Below are 14,590 nucleotides of genomic sequence, written 5' to 3' on the forward strand. Positions count from 1 at the left end.
TGCCCGTTGTTTCTTCGTCGGCTGCCGTCGTGCTTGTTTCGTACTTCTTGTTCTTTGGAGGTTGCCATGACGACCACGGCGGCGCCTGCCGACCACACCACCAATAACACCGCCGACACCAGCCTGGCCGATAGTGCTGAGACCGAACCGGGTGAGGCGGTCCAGGTGGATAAACCACCTCCACATCTCTCATTCGATCCGACCGATTCATGGTGGCAGCGGCTGCAACCCCAACTGTTGCCGTGGAAACTCGGCGGCATCATCGCCGCCGCGGCCAATGTTGCTTGGGTGGCGTCGTTGTTTTTGCATCCGCTTCTCATGGCGGCCCTGGTCGCGATTGCGGGTGGTGTGTGGTTGGCCTACTGGAGACACACCACGAGCCAACACGGCTGGCTAACCACCCGCGCCGCACATTACGCCTATTTCGTCTACGTGTTGGGGGTGGGTTGGTCGGCCTGGTATCTGCTGGCCGGCCCCAGCGCCCGCCTCTGGTGCGCCGGTGGCCTATTGGTACTGGTCGGCGGTATCCGGCATTGGCGCAACGTGCGCATCCCCAACCCGGCTGATTTTGCCCCGCCCGAGCCCGATACGCCTCCGGCGGTGGAAGATCCGGTCGCCGAGGAGGCGACACCAGTCGAAGAGGACACACCGGTCAGTATCCATCAACAGGTGGTGGACGATTGGGACACGCACATCGCCGCTGCCAACGCTCCATTGCCTGGTAGCAGCGTGGATATCACTGATATCGGTGAGTATTCGACAGTGTATGACGGTATGTTGGTGCGGGCGAAACAAACGTTTAAAACCGTCACCGACAACCTCGACAAAATCGCCACAGGCTTGGATATCCCGGCTCATCAACTGATCGTGGAAGAACACCCGTCAGGTCGCCCCTCGCTGTTTCAGTTGACCTACAACCACACTGACGCGATCGGGGAATCGGCAGCCTGGCCGGGGTCGACATTTGATACCGAGTCCGGCCAGATCCGCCTGGGGCCGCACACCGATGGGCAAGGTGAAGCAACATGGCGAATTTTTTCGAAAAATAGCATCTGGAGCGGCTTCATATGCGGTCAGACCGGTACCGGAAAAAGTCGTGACGCCGACGTGATTGCCTACAACCTGATCGACGATGGACGCACGGTCGTGTGGGCCGGCGACGCCACCGATGGGGCCTCCAGCCCTGCTTTGACGCGTCATGCTGACTGGTATGCCGGGGCCGAACGGGTCCTGGGCATGTTGCAGGCAGCCGAACGGATCATCCAATACCGTAAAGCGCTGTTGAAAGTGCGTGGACAGGTCGGTTTCACTCCCAGTCGGAAGTTTCCCGCGTTGATGATCATCCTCGACGAGGTCCACGAGCTGGTCAAAGACAAGGCAGTAGCGGAGGTATTGAAAACCATCGCCACGCTCGGGAGAAAATTCGGAGTCGCCCTCATCCTCATGGCTCAACAGGCCAGCCTCGAATCGTTTGGCAATAACGAAGCGCTTCGCGCCAACATCGTCGCAGGAAATTTGGTGATGCATAAGACCTCGACGAAGAACCAGTCTCAGTTGATTGGTGGGGTCGATATCAACCCGAACAATCTGCCGGGAGTGCCTGGCTATGCCTACCGCAACGCTCCGACCGACAAGAATGGTCGCCGTGTGGGACGGTCGGCACCGTTCCGGGTCTATCACATGGGAGACCGTCCCGAGGAGGCGTCTGACGACGAGGTCGATCCTAGTGTGGCGCTGTTCGACTCGATCCCGTGTGAAAAGAAGGCACAGTTGGATGCCGGTTCCGCGCGTTTTGCGGGGGAGGCCTATCTCCATCGGCGTGGTGACGCGGAAGCCGACATGGACCGTAACCGCGCCATTGTCGAAGCCGCCGAGTCTGGTGACCACGACGAGATCAATCGGGTTCTGGCCGGAGACATCAAAGCCGCCGGCAGCCAAACTGCCGATCAGTACGGGGCGGCCATCGAGTTTCCCACCTGGGCCGATTTCGCCGACGTCGGCCAGGACGAGACCCGTGGCGTCGATTCCAATGATGATCACCAGCTATCGGAAGCAGCACGCACGGTCCTCGCGACGGTGCGGAATATGGGGCGGTGTCGACCGGTCGACATCGTTCGACGGACCGACCTCAGCGACCGCCATGTACGCAACCAACTGCAATACCTCATTGACCTGGACCTGATATCGAAAGATCCCGAGGTCCAAGGCATCTACTACCCAACCTAAAACCGTGCGCCCCAGTGACTACGAGGGGCGCACTGCACAAGCGAAAGGAAACGATTGAACGACCACATCAGCCACGGCAGTAGCTTCGGGGAACCGACAGCGAATTTCGATGAAATACACGAACGCGCGCTGTTTCATCTCATTGAGGCCGAACGGATCTTGCGGACTCGCTATACCGGGTGGAGCGGCAACCGTCCCACCTGGGGACAACGATCGCTTATGCGACGGGCTGTCAAGCAAATCAAACGGGCACGCACCACGCTCACCCAAGCCCAAGCCATGACACCACCACCGTCGGGTTACGGCTCCGACGACCAGTAACCCACAACCAGATCACACAACCGAATCGAGGGACGCCCCAACTCGGGGGGCGTCCCTCTTCTCATTTCTAAAAGGAGCTCGATGACGACAACGATGAACCTCAGTATCAACCCCGAAAACCCGATTGACTGGACTCTTATCGACGATCGCGACCGCCTCTGGGGCGGAGCAATCACCGGTGGCGTCGCCAGCGGGAAGACCACCCTGCTGCGCCGCATCATTACCGGTGCCAGCGATGCAGGAATCCAGGTCAGCGCTATTCGCGGCGCGAGCGATCCTTTCACCCAGATCCATCAGATCCTCGACGAGGCGCGGGAGGCGATCGATCAGAACCGAGACGCTATGGGAGGCACGAACCCTCCTACGCGTCGTCTGGTGTGCATCGACGATGCCCCAGTCCTCACCGATGATCGCGATTCGTTCCGGAAACTGTCCGCTATCGCTGGCCTCGGTCAAAGCGTGGGCGTGGCGGTCGTCTATACCCTCCAACGGGCTTACAGCACCGGGACGAACCTGGACCCCTCCCAGATGGGCAACGTCATCGGCCTCAACATCACCGACCCCACCAACCGATTCCTACTGAGCGCCAACCCGCAACGCAACCGCTACGGCGTCCACATTGCGCCAATGACCGGAACCCGCACATTCTTCGATGCCGCCGACGTTATCGCTGGACTACGCACCACATAAGCCGACACAAGGAGGACCTTACCCATGACCATCGACGTGCAGACGCTTGTCGCCCGGGTCGATACCTGGCAAAACATCATGTGGGCACTCGGACGCGCGGTAGCCCTGGGCACCCGCAGCAACGCCACCGATGCCCAACGCCAAGCGCACACCGAACTCGACCTCGAAGCCGACCGCGCCTGGCACGCGTTCAACGCACCACTTGTCGCCAAGCTTGATGCCGCCGGAGCCGCTGAGGAGGATATTGAGACTCTGGTCGATCTGATCTGGAGCACCGGGCAGGAACGCTACCTCGCCGGGATGTTCGCTGCGAAATCCGGCGACCTGAACGCGGCCCGCGAATACGAGACCACCACCGCCGATGCCGGACGCCCGTTGTGGGTTGCCACCCTCGAAGCCCTCATCGACACCAACAACACCGAGGCGAAGTGACCGACACTAAGCCTTGAAAACTGAAAACAAGCAAGAGAAGCGAAACCACGAAGGAAGCCACCCACCCAACTAGGGCGGGTGGCTTCTCGCGTTGGTCTGTCGGGCATGGCCTCCCGACACTGACGAGCTAGGCCAAGACAATCACTACGGAAAGGAATTGAATGATCCGAGCCGAAGACGACCATCTCTGGTCGGATAGCGACCCTGACCTCATCATCCGCCACACGCCAGACGGATGGCACCTGCCATGGACCGACGGACACTGCGTTCCCACTCTCGACAAGGCCCAGTGGGCTGGCACCATCGCCGAATCCACCACATCGCAACTACGCCTGACTGAAGCGGCGGGCTTGTGCGGGGTGCCCATTTGGCAGCTACGCCGCCTCATCACACTCAACTTCACCCCTGAAATAAGTATCGATAGTGGGGCCGATACGGATACCGACCACGACACCGTGCCCCGCGAATGGGCCGCCGACATTGCCTCGCGCATTAGCCAGCTGATACCAAAAGCCGGCACCATCCCCGATGTCGGTCTCTACCGGGCGGCGGCGGAACTGAGCGAACGACTCGGCCTCACCGTCACCACCGATGGGGTCGAAGAGCTCGTCCGACGCGGCTATCTCCATACCGCTGGTACGTATGAACACCGGCAGTTGTATTCGGGCCTGGACATTGAGGTGCTCACTGACACCGCTATCGTCGCGGCGGCGTGTGCGGAGGGCCGGTTGATCGACGCCAATGAAGCAGCTTCGTATCTCGATATTCGTCAATCAGACTGGACACACCTCGTCCGCGCCGGGCTGGTGACACCGATCCGATCCCAGCGGTATTGGAATGCCCGCTACCGCGCCGCCGACCTCGACGCCCTAGAGACAAACCATCCCGATATTGATTGGGACGCCGTACGTTCTACGGCGAAAGGCCGCCGATCGCTCCTCGCGGGGCTTCCCACCGCCACCGCCTGACTTCTGATCTAAAACAAGCAGGCGTGGCCGATCTTTTCGTATCGGTGGCGACATCGTTTTTCTACTGGAAGGAGAACCACTTGACCGCATCAACCGCATCACGCTCGCCCCTGGGACTGGGGCGCACCGTTGACTACCACGGCTCCAGACGCGACCTGCACGGGCGCTACATGATCACCTATCGGCGGCCGCAATCGCCGAACGACCCGAGACCCTCGGCAGACGGACACATCTACATGCTGTGCCCCAACCGAGGCGAATGCGCCCCCTGGCTGCTGCCCTTTGAGGTTAGCTGGGAGCCATGCGATGACGACAGCATACACCTCAGAAAAGCCGTCCGGGACTCCCTGACACTGGTCGACCAGCCCGTCGTGGGGCTACGGCCCGAATACAACACCATCTAGCCACTCAGGCGAAACCCACTCCGGCAGCGAGACCGGGGTGGGTCTGTCGGGCATGGCCTCCCGGCACTGACGAGCCAGGCCAAGAAGATGACTATGGAAAGGAATTGAATGATAGCAATCTCCCACCTGGGAGATTCGAGGCGACCTGCGAAAACAATCCGATCCACGTATCCAAATCAGCGATCTAACCGGGAGAATCCATGCGCCCTCCATTGATCTATTACGGATCGAAAACCCGCCTGGCAGACCACATCACGCACCTGCTGCCGGACCATACGCACTACATCGAACCCTATGCGGGTAGCCTCGCGGTGCTCTTGGCCAAACATCCCGCGCGGATGGAAACAGCCAACGACCTCGACGGCGACCTCGTTCAATTCTGGACTATGCTGCGTGATCGGACTGAGGAGTTGGAACGGGCCTGTGCGCTCACTCCACACTCTCGTACGGAGTTGACCATCGCGCAACAGCCCTTGGAAAGATTGGGCGATATTGAGCGTGCCCGGCGCACGTGGGTGCGCCTCACCCAAGCACGTGCTGGAACCATGCGGGCGACCGGATGGCGCTATTACGCCAACGGTGCTGCGAGCAGTATTTCTATGTCCCGCTACCTTGACGGATACCAATCACGACTCGCTCCCGTCGCCTGCCCCTGGCGAACACCAAGGGGGCACACACAACGAAGCGGGCCAGTCCGACAGAATTAGGCCCATGAACTGCTTAAACAATTGGGTTGAAGCAATGAACGAACCGAAAACGAAAATGAGCGTTTCCGCAGGCAACAGGTGAATATACAGGTCGGGAGGGGTGGACCTGGGGGTATGACCCCTCACGCTGTGTCAGCGCACCGCCACGTCGTAGCAGCTGAGGCTCTGCCACGGTTTCGACCCCGATGACCTCGCTAAACAGTGCGGTATCCACGAGGGCGGTCCCTCGGTTTCAATGCTGCGCATCAGGGCCAGCATCAGGGCCAACGGCCCCAAGGCTATTGCCATCGCGACCATGATGGCCGGACCACGAGGGAAGCCCGACAGTGGCCGTTCAGCTTATCCGTTGGGTGGCTATAGGTGCGAGTCCGTTCGAAGCCACGGCGGAGCGAATGACCCATAATCGTGGTCACGAAATGGTAACGCNGCCCTTGGCTAGGGGCAAAGACCGGCAACCACCGCAACTGTCGTTTGTAGCATTGACCAGTGCCCCAAGGAAACAGGCGAGTGAATATCAGCACTTTTCCTTGACAGTTTCTGATCCCGTTTTATACTTGACCGAAGGTCATTAAATACTAGCGACGTCGCCCATCGGCATCGATGAGCGCGAAGCGCCGCCCCTCCAGGGCGGCAGCGTAGCGCGCCACGATCATCGCCCATCGGCATCGTCATCAGTAACCAATACCCACGGCGAAAACCCAAATCCCTCAATCTATGGCTTGTGCCCAAGGATTCAAGAATGGGGTCAGCCGTGGAAGGCTGACCCCATTTGCAAACCCCATAGCCTATAGGTTCGAAACTCTTCGATATCAGACCTGATGCCTAAACCGAAGAGGATGATCCTTTCGCCGTTGAGCGAGTCCTTCTGCCGTTGGCTTCAGTCTTTTCGCCGTTGGTCATGAGGGCCATTCTTCTGCCGTTGCCTTGTGGCCGCACCGCCGCCTTAGCGGCGGGCGGCCTCCTTCCAGGAGCCCGGAGATTAAGAGAAAGACATTTCCCCGGGTTAAGAGTGGTGCAGCTTGATCCGAAGGCTCACGAGTTCAATCCGATTTGCAAGTGATTGTCGTCACTGATCATAGAGGCGTTGTGGAGTGTAATGCTGAGCTATAGAGAAGTATCTACAGCAATGTCGTGAGCCACTTTCCCCTAGCCCCCTTGCGTTTTCGCGCTATTTTGATTTGGTGTCGGGGTTTATACTGGACGTATACGGGCGCAACCGGACCACACCGGACACTCTTGTCGCTCGTATCAGTCTTTAGCCAGGAACGCTACGCGTCCTGGCTTTTCTTGTCTCCCGCCCCGGCAATGGCCAACCGCGTTAAACCGCTGCGTACCGCTTACATTCGGGGCTATATGAACGTAAGGGAGTCCAGTCCTCAACCCGTTCTACTGAGTTTCGTATCGCTGCGAACGTACGCACGCCTAGCCCTTCCCGTACCGCACGGGCGGGGCTTTTCTTATGTCCCATGTCCTTGGCGCAGTAGCGCCATCGATCGCGTCCTAGTGAGGAGTGACTGTCATGCCTGCATCATCCACCATGTCTCCCACCAACACCGCACCGTCGGAACAGGAGATGAAACCACGCCCGATCGTTGATTGGGCACTGGCGGCCGCCCGACGCGGATGGCCAGTATTCCCCCTCAAGCAGGGCGAGAAACGCCCGGCCCTTTCTAATTGGGAGACGGCTGCTACCACTGACCCGGCTCGCGTCCGTAACTGGTGGGAGCGAACACCGGCAGCGAACTACGGGATCGCGTGTGGGCCTGCGGGGCTCGTGGTGGTCGATTGCGACCTCGCCAAACCTGCGAAGGATGGTACCTACCCGTACGGGCGCGATGACGGCGTGGATCGGTTCCTTGCCTTCGCTGAGGCTTGGGGCGAGACCGCGTTGCCGCACACGTTCACCGTCCAAACCGGTTCGGGTGGATGGCATTTCTACTACCAACAACGAAATGACGATCGCCCGTTGCGAAACACCACCGGGCGGTTGTGCCCCTTCGTCGACACCCGTGCCAGTGGAGGCTACGTGGTCGGACCAGGATCAATCGTCCACGGAGCGACCTACCAACTGGCCAACAAAGAAGAAGCGGCGCCGCTACCCGAATGGACGCGGACGTTTCTCCGTGCCTTGTCGGAGGCTGAAACAACACGGGGTGGTGAATCGGTTCCGTCGCAGTGGTCGCTGACCGCCGTCGGCAGAGGCAGTAACGGTCGCCTCAAACGTTATGCCCACAGCGCGTTGGACTCGACCGTTGAGAAAATAGCTGCCGCTCACCCAGGATACCGCAATAACATGCTGGGCGGTGGAGCCGAATCGATCGGCCAACTCGTCGCCGGTGGTCTCCTTGACGAGGCGGAAGCACGGTCGGCGTTGACCAACGCAGCGATTGCCTGCGGGCTCGACTCTGACAGCGGGCGAGGCGGTGGAACCGCCTGTGGTCTGGCCGGAATCGACAAAACCATCACCTCCGGGTTCCGTCGAGGCGCCAAACACCCACGCACCGGACCACACACCTAACAGCCCGTGAATGTCGCTGTGACCTGGGAAAACAAAACCTCCTGAGAGCGATTCTCAGCGCCGTTGACGCACCGCCCTAGGGTCAACCCACCCCAGAAACACCAGGCACGGCCGTTCAACGGCCCTCATCCACGCTTCCCACTCCACTCGGCACCAGATTTAGTCCAGCCGGGCCGGTGTGGGTACAGAAAAAGCCGCCGACGCGAAGTGAACGATTGCGTCGGCGGCCCTACGAACCGATCCAAGGATACTATATGACGCAACATCTCAATGGCCAGGATTTCGATATACCAGCCGCGATCGTCGAGGCACCACACCCCGCCGAAGTCGACGACGATCAGGCACCCAGCAAGACCGATAGCTCGAACGGAAAAGCGCACGCAGCGCCGTCGGCATCGACGGTGTTGGTCAACATCGCCCGCGAAATGTACAACTTCCGTCTCTCCGAAGGCGGCGATACCTTCGCGGTCCCTAAAACGGGGCCGCATGTGGTTCGTATGTTGCGCGGGGGACGCACCTCGCTGCGCGCCATGCTCGCGTTGGAGTACTTCGAGCGGTACGGCAAAGCCGCCTCCGGGCAGGCGCTGTCAGATGCGCTCATGATCGCCGAAGGACTAGCGGGGCGTGAGAAGGAAGAAGAGCTTCACCTCAGGGTTGCCGAGCACGAGGAGGATATGTGGGTTGACCTGGGCGACACGACCGGTCAGGCGATCCGTATCCGCGACGGGCGGTGGGCCGTTGCCGACCAACCACCCGTGCATTTCCGCCGTACCGCTCTGAACTCGCCTCTCCCACAGCCCGAACGCGGTGGTGACCTTTCGGAGCTGTGGGAGTGGCTGAACGTCACCGACGCTGACAAACCGCTTCTCCTCGCCTGGTTGGTGGCGGCGTTTTTCCCGCGGATTCCTCACCCGGTCCTGTCGATCACCGGTGAACAAGGGACTGGTAAAACCACGGCAGAGAAGCTGTTGGTGTCGCTGCTGGACCCGTCGCCGGTTCCGGTGCGCACCGCACCCAGTGATAAAGAAGCGTGGGTGACCGCTGCTGCCGGCTCCTGGGTGGTGGGCCTGGACAATCTATCCGTTATTCCGCACTGGCTGTCGGACACCATTTGCCGTGCCGTTACAGGTGATGGTGATGTCCGCCGACGCCTCTACACCGACGGAGAGCACTCGGTCTTCGCCTTCCGGCGTGCGGTCGTGCTGAACGGTATCGACCTCGGTGCCGTTGCTGGCGACCTGGCCGACCGTATGATTCCGGTGGAGTTGGAGCCGATCGCAGAAGACCAGCGGTTGGACGAGACGACCATGGGAGATAAATGGACCGCCGCCCACCCACGCCTGTTGGGAGCACTGTTGGATCTTGTCGCCCGGGTGAGGGCCGAAGTGCCGTCCATAACCTTGGCGAAGAAACCCCGGATGGCCGACTTCGCTATTGTTCTCGCTGCTGTTGACCGTGTCTGTTCCACTCACGGTCTCACCACGTATGTGAACAAGCAAGCGACGTTGGCAGGCGATTCGCTGTCGGCCGACCCGTTCATTAGCACGACTGCCAAGACAATCCTGGGCAATGGTGGTGAGTTTATGGGGACTGCTTCCGAACTGTTGGCGTTGTTGGACGACGAGACTGATGAACGCCCGCACGATAAACGGTGGCCGACGACGGCTCGTCAAGTCACCCAACGCCTGAAACGCCAGGCTCCAGTGATGCGCAAAACGGGTTGGGCGATCGACAATGACGGCGGAGCGAACAAAGAGAAGGTCGTCAAATGGGCTATTACCGCGCCGAACTCGTCGCGGGGCGGGGGTTTGGCGGGTGACAACGCGGGGAAGACGGGTGTCGGCGGGTCTCCCACCGCCACCGATACCCGCCGGGATGACCAGGAAAAAGAAGCTTTGGCGGGTGTGGCGGGTGTAAAATCCGCCCCACCTCTGGTATCCGTACCCCACACCGACATTGCGTCGTGTCAATGGTGGATCGCGTCCAATATCGGCCAACACGGACCTGACTGTATGGGATGTCGACAAGCACCAGGGGGCCCCGACACGTATTGAGAATAGATGGTGATGCCTAAAGATAAGACCGAAATAAAACCGACGAACCAGTGGAGTGGTTCGTCGGTTTTTCTGTGTGATCAATTTCCAGCGTTAAGAGGGGAAAATGTTATGACAGCTACCGCCGTCCTTCCTGCCCTGATGATAATCGATGACCTCGCCCAGTACCTAAGCGTGGCGAAGAAAACGATCTATGACTGGAACTGTAGCGGTACAGGCCCCACCCGAATCAAAGTCGGTGGCTCCGTGCGCTACCGCGCCAGCGACATCGAATCATGGATCGACTCCAACACAATAACGCCCCTGGACATCACGGTCTAAAACCACCCAACAACGAATTCTCAGCGAGGGAGCCTCAACCAGAGGCTCCCTCGCTTTTGCTGTCTACTCGAAGGGAGCTCAATGCAGAATCCAAACCTGACGACCTACGTGCGTGTCTATGATCCACGTAAACGCCGTGACTCAGCTCGAAACCCATGGCAAGTGCGGTGGAAAGTCGGACCCTACTCACCGTCTGAGTCTTTTCCCACGAAACGAGCGGCACAAGCGCTACACAGCCGATTGATGAGCGCCTACCTCAACGGCGAGCCCTTCCGCCTCGACACCCGACGCCCCGAATCATGGGCGCCCAAGAACACCGAAGAAAACCAAGATGTTCCCAGCATCGCCGAATTTGCCATAGAAGTGGCTCGAGCACGCTGGAACAAAGGGCTAGCGCCTAACACGCACAAGCGGTCCGCTACTGGGCTTGCACCGGTTATCCTGGGGTTCTGCCCATCTAACGGGCCATTCAGTACAAAAGCCTGTGCCGTTGTAGTGAGAGGACGCATGTTGGCGCGGCGTCCAACGTCGGCAGCTATGCAGATTCCCACCGCCGTTGACGATTGGGTTCGAGAGAACTCCGCTCCTGTCACCCAGTTGGAAGATCCGAAAGCAGTGAGAGCCTGCCTTGACGCGATTGTGCTGAAACAGGTTGGCGGCCTGGCGGCGCGACACACGTTTGCGCGCCGCCGTGAAGAACTATCCCGCCTGATCAAAACGGCGATCCGAGACGGTTGGATCTCCAACAATCTTCTTGATGATCCAAGGTTGGGGTGGGAACGCCCTAAGATGCCCACCGGAGGACTCGCTGATCCTCGTGAAGCATTCTCACCTGATCAATTCAGTAAAATCCGTGCAGCCATCGAAGCACGCTCCAGCACCTGGAAATATCGCGCCATCTTCCACTTGATGTACCGCTGCTTTCTTCGAACAGGGGAAGCGATCGCGCTGAAAAACGGCGATATCACCTTCCTCGACAACGGACGTGGCATCCTTCATGTGCGTCGCCAATCAGTGACGGCAGGAAGCTCCTGGACCGAAGATGGCTCCGAAGACGAACTGAGGCACCTGAAAGCGCGGGAAGAGGGGGAGGAACGCAGTGTGCCGATCCCCGAATCGGTCGTGAACGATATCAGTGAACACCAAGAGGCGTTCGGAAGGTCGCCAGGGGCTTACCTCGTATCAGGGGCCAAGCGAGAGCCGCTCGACAGAGCGGCATTCAATAAAGTGTGGAAACAAGCACGCAATGAAGCGCTAGGCGACGAAATCAATGTCAATCCTCACCTAGCCGGACGACTCTACTCAATGCGAGTCTCCGGAATCAGCCGACTGATCGCCAAAGGCATACCGGTGCCGACGATTGCTCGCTGGGCGGGAAACACCCCGGCGATCCTCCACTCACACTATTCCAAATTCATCGAAGGAGACGAACAACGATGGATTGACCTTATGAACGAAGACTCATAAAACACCGATAGAAATAGCGGGTTGACATCTCGCATGGACGACATGTGGACGGCAACCCGCTCATAAAATAAAACACCTGGTAAACAGGGGTTGTTCGGCGGTGGCGGTGGGATTCGAACCCACGAAGGGCGGTTAACCCTTGCTCGCTTTCGAGGCGAGTTCCTTCGGCCGCTCGGACACGCCACCGCGATCCAGAGTACCGTATTCTGCCGTGCGTCTGACAGCCGGGGGTTATGAAGTGGCTAACGCAGTTTGCGCATGATCTTTTGCTTCCACTCGCTCCACGGTGCGTAAATGACTCGCATGGTGTCGGGCATCAGTGGCTTGTCGAATACCGGCTTACGGTGACTGAAGTTTTCCACCGAGTGCTTGCCGTGGTAGGCCCCTTGTCCACTGAGGCCGACGCCTCCAAAGGGGAGCCCGGGTATGTCGCAGTGTACGAGCGGAATATTGAACCCGACGGCACCGGACGAGGTCCGGGTCAGGACCTTGCGTTTGGATGAGTCGGAGGCACAGAAGGGGTATAGTGACAGAGGTTTCTCACCTTGGCGGACGAAACCGATGGCTTCCTCCAACGTATTGACCGGAATGATCGGGAGAATGGGTCCGAAGATCTCCTCCTGCATGACCGGAGAATCGAGGTCGACCCGGTCGAGCACGGTCGGGGCTATATAGCGCTTCTCCCTGTTGTGGGTTCCACCGACGACGGCACGACCGTTGTCCAGGTATCCGGTGAGACGGTCGAAGGTCTCGTCGTTGATGATGCGCCCGTAGTCGGGACTGTCGGCAGGGGACGTGCCGTACATCGCATTGATGGCGACGGCCAATTCCTCTTTCAGAGTCTCGGCCGTATCGCCCACCGCGAGTACGTAGTCGGGGGCGATGCAGGTTTGTCCGGCGTTGGTGAACTTGCCCCAGGCGATGCGAGTGGCGACCGCCGACAGGTCGATACCGGGTTCAACGATGGCCGGGCTCTTACCGCCCAACTCCAAAGTGACTTTGGTGAGGTTCTCGGCGGCGGCCTTGGCCACGATCTTTCCCACGCGTGTCGAGCCGGTGAAGAAAATATGGTCGACGCGTTGAGCCAATAGCTCCGTCACTTCCGGCACTCCGCCCTGTACGACGGCGATGGCGTCGTTGTCCAGATACTCGAGCAGAAGCGTTTCCAGCAGTTCCGCTGTGGCGGTGGCATGTTCAGAGGGCTTTACGATGACCGTGTTCCCCGCCGCCAGGGCTCCCGCCAAGGGCGACAGCAGCAGTTGAACCGGATAATTGAACGGTCCGATGATCGTGGTGACTCCGAGCGGTTCCAGCAGCGTAAAAGAGCGCCCCGGGAGAAGGTGCGAGGGAGTGTGCACGCGCTGTGGACGAGTCCAGGATCGCAGATTCTTACGAATGTGCTTGACATCGGCCCGCGTGAAGTCGATTTCGGTCAGATACGCTTCCGCCTCGGCTTTTCCCAGGTCGGCGGCCAACGCTTCGGCCAATTGTGGACCGTTGTCCTCCAGCAGTTTCTGCAGCGCCTTCAACTGGGACAGGCGCCAGGGAATCGGTTTGGTTTGCCCGGTATTGAAATGTTCCCGCAATCGATCGACGGAATCGGGGATTTTCACAGTGTCCATGGTTACGAGCCTACAGTCAGTTCGCTATGCCTGAAAAGACGTGCTGCGGCGAAAAGTTAACCGGTGAGTAATGACGCTTGGCTAGTAACACGGTACGACACGCAGTGAAGAACACCTGGCGAATCGTTATTGGTGTGCTATCAACAGAAGGTGGATCTTACGAAACCTATGACGCATCTGGTAAAACGTCGTTATGAGTACACGTTTACCCCTAATTCCCAGCAGGTCCAAAACCTCAACGACACCCTCGGAGCGGTGCGGGTCGCCTATAACTGGGCGCTGCAGGTTTTCAAGGACACCTGGAGGAAAGATGGCGGCAAGATCTCCTACACCGAGATATCAGCGGCGCTGACGACATGGAAGAACCGCCCGGAAAACGCTTGGATCAAGAACTATTCCTCAGTGCCGCTACAACAGATCGTGCGTCAACTGCACACACAGTTCCATGCCTTTACCACTGGACGAGGTGAGGAACCCGCCTTTGCCGATGAGGACGACAACCTCGAACTCATCTACTCGCGCGCCGGATACTACCTCAAAGGTCGCAACGTCAAACTGGCCAAACACGAAGAGCCGTTGGACATCGACTGGGGAACCGAACGACCCGAACGCGACGACATCACGTCGATAACGGTCGTCAAAGTATCCGAGCGGGAATGGCGTCTGCGGATCGTGGCCGAGGAATTCGTCGACGTTCCCCGGCAAAAACCGCCGGAATGCTCCGAATGCGGACGCCCCTACGAAATGTACTGAAACCGGCGACCCCAGCGGTCGCCGTCAACGATGGAATACAGCGCTCTTAGCGGGACGTGAACCTTCCCAGCCGTTCATCTGGGCGGTTACGAATTGGCGAACGTGTC

General features: G+C 59.2%; 13 protein-coding genes, 1 tRNA gene and 1 other RNA gene. 13 read left to right on the forward strand and 2 right to left on the reverse strand.

All coding sequences use genetic code 11. The features are described from left to right. Positions 1-66 precede the first annotated feature (66 nt). The 12 genes from HALAL_RS0107540 to HALAL_RS0107590 all read left to right on the forward strand — a co-directional run bounded on the left by HALAL_RS0107540 (position 67) and on the right by HALAL_RS0107590 (position 12,108). Positions 67-2,226 (forward strand): hypothetical protein, encoded by a 2,160-nt coding sequence (locus HALAL_RS0107540; protein ID WP_025273416.1) that lies wholly within the window; start codon positions 67-69, stop codon positions 2,224-2,226. A 54-nt stretch (positions 2,227-2,280) separates the two neighbouring features. Further along, positions 2,281-2,547: a hypothetical protein gene (locus tag HALAL_RS0107545; protein WP_025273417.1), complete on the forward strand. Its 267-nt coding sequence runs from the start codon at positions 2,281-2,283 to the stop codon at positions 2,545-2,547. Between the two features lie 81 nt (positions 2,548-2,628). Next, positions 2,629-3,237 carry a hypothetical protein gene (locus HALAL_RS0107550; protein ID WP_156937661.1) on the forward strand — a complete coding sequence of 203 codons (609 nt, stop codon included), beginning with the start codon at positions 2,629-2,631 and terminating at the stop codon, positions 3,235-3,237. Between the two features lie 24 nt (positions 3,238-3,261). Beyond that, the gene (locus tag HALAL_RS0107555) at positions 3,262-3,669 is read left to right on the forward strand and encodes a hypothetical protein (RefSeq protein WP_025273419.1); all 408 of its coding nucleotides are present in this window, start codon (positions 3,262-3,264) and stop codon (positions 3,667-3,669) included. 161 nt (positions 3,670-3,830) lie between these two features. Beyond that, complete coding sequence (locus HALAL_RS17520) at positions 3,831-4,637, forward strand: hypothetical protein (protein ID WP_025273420.1); 807 nt, start codon at positions 3,831-3,833, stop codon at positions 4,635-4,637. Between the two features lie 23 nt (positions 4,638-4,660). Beyond that, positions 4,661-5,041 (forward strand): hypothetical protein, encoded by a 381-nt coding sequence (locus tag HALAL_RS0107565; RefSeq protein ID WP_025273421.1) that lies wholly within the window; start codon positions 4,661-4,663, stop codon positions 5,039-5,041. 6 nt (positions 5,042-5,047) lie between these two features. After that, positions 5,048-5,125, forward strand: an RNA gene (locus tag HALAL_RS18085) — hammerhead ribozyme type II. Between the two features lie 116 nt (positions 5,126-5,241). Next, positions 5,242-5,748: a DNA adenine methylase gene (locus HALAL_RS0107570; RefSeq protein ID WP_025273422.1), complete on the forward strand. Its 507-nt coding sequence runs from the start codon at positions 5,242-5,244 to the stop codon at positions 5,746-5,748. 1,519 nt (positions 5,749-7,267) lie between these two features. Beyond that, positions 7,268-8,266, forward strand: a complete 999-nt coding sequence (locus tag HALAL_RS0107575; RefSeq protein ID WP_084471904.1) for a bifunctional DNA primase/polymerase — start codon at positions 7,268-7,270, stop codon at positions 8,264-8,266. A gap of 254 nt (positions 8,267-8,520) precedes the next feature. Next, positions 8,521-10,320: a hypothetical protein gene (locus HALAL_RS18905; protein WP_025273424.1), complete on the forward strand. Its 1,800-nt coding sequence runs from the start codon at positions 8,521-8,523 to the stop codon at positions 10,318-10,320. A gap of 12 nt (positions 10,321-10,332) precedes the next feature. Further along, entirely contained in the window at positions 10,333-10,641 is a 309-nt protein-coding gene (locus HALAL_RS0107585; RefSeq protein WP_169732417.1) for a helix-turn-helix transcriptional regulator, read from the forward strand. A 243-nt stretch (positions 10,642-10,884) separates the two neighbouring features. After that, positions 10,885-12,108: a tyrosine-type recombinase/integrase gene (locus tag HALAL_RS0107590; protein WP_169732418.1), complete on the forward strand. Its 1,224-nt coding sequence runs from the start codon at positions 10,885-10,887 to the stop codon at positions 12,106-12,108. A 98-nt stretch (positions 12,109-12,206) separates the two neighbouring features. Here HALAL_RS0107590 and HALAL_RS0107595 read toward each other — a convergent pair. Continuing rightward, positions 12,207-12,294, reverse strand: a tRNA-Ser gene (locus HALAL_RS0107595). 56 nt (positions 12,295-12,350) lie between these two features. Continuing rightward, positions 12,351-13,730, reverse strand: a complete 1,380-nt coding sequence (locus HALAL_RS0107600) for an aldehyde dehydrogenase family protein (protein WP_029767560.1) — start codon at positions 13,728-13,730, stop codon at positions 12,351-12,353. 168 nt (positions 13,731-13,898) lie between these two features. Between HALAL_RS0107600 and HALAL_RS0107605 the strand changes: the two genes are divergently transcribed. Continuing rightward, on the forward strand, positions 13,899-14,483 hold the full coding sequence (locus HALAL_RS0107605) for a helix-turn-helix domain-containing protein (protein WP_025273428.1): 585 nt from the start codon (positions 13,899-13,901) through the stop codon (positions 14,481-14,483). Positions 14,484-14,590 lie beyond the last annotated feature (107 nt).

Source organism: Haloglycomyces albus DSM 45210 (assembly GCF_000527155.1).
Classification (GTDB): Bacteria; Actinomycetota; Actinomycetes; order Mycobacteriales; family Micromonosporaceae; genus Haloglycomyces; species Haloglycomyces albus.

Coding starts and splice junctions, on each gene's coding strand:
- HALAL_RS18905 (WP_025273424.1), top strand. CDS start 8,521: ATGACGCAACATCTCAATGGCCAGGATTTCGATATACCAGCCGCGATC.
- HALAL_RS0107570 (WP_025273422.1), top strand. CDS start 5,242: ATGCGCCCTCCATTGATCTATTACGGATCGAAAACCCGCCTGGCAGAC.
- HALAL_RS0107540 (WP_025273416.1), top strand. CDS start 67: ATGACGACCACGGCGGCGCCTGCCGACCACACCACCAATAACACCGCC.
- HALAL_RS0107590 (WP_169732418.1), top strand. CDS start 10,885: ATGAGCGCCTACCTCAACGGCGAGCCCTTCCGCCTCGACACCCGACGC.
- HALAL_RS0107550 (WP_156937661.1), top strand. CDS start 2,629: ATGACGACAACGATGAACCTCAGTATCAACCCCGAAAACCCGATTGAC.
- HALAL_RS0107585 (WP_169732417.1), top strand. CDS start 10,333: ATGCCTAAAGATAAGACCGAAATAAAACCGACGAACCAGTGGAGTGGT.
- HALAL_RS0107575 (WP_084471904.1), top strand. CDS start 7,268: ATGCCTGCATCATCCACCATGTCTCCCACCAACACCGCACCGTCGGAA.
- HALAL_RS0107605 (WP_025273428.1), top strand. CDS start 13,899: ATGACGCATCTGGTAAAACGTCGTTATGAGTACACGTTTACCCCTAAT.
- HALAL_RS17520 (WP_025273420.1), top strand. CDS start 3,831: ATGATCCGAGCCGAAGACGACCATCTCTGGTCGGATAGCGACCCTGAC.
- HALAL_RS0107600 (WP_029767560.1), bottom strand. CDS start 13,730: ATGGACACTGTGAAAATCCCCGATTCCGTCGATCGATTGCGGGAACAT.
- HALAL_RS0107555 (WP_025273419.1), top strand. CDS start 3,262: ATGACCATCGACGTGCAGACGCTTGTCGCCCGGGTCGATACCTGGCAA.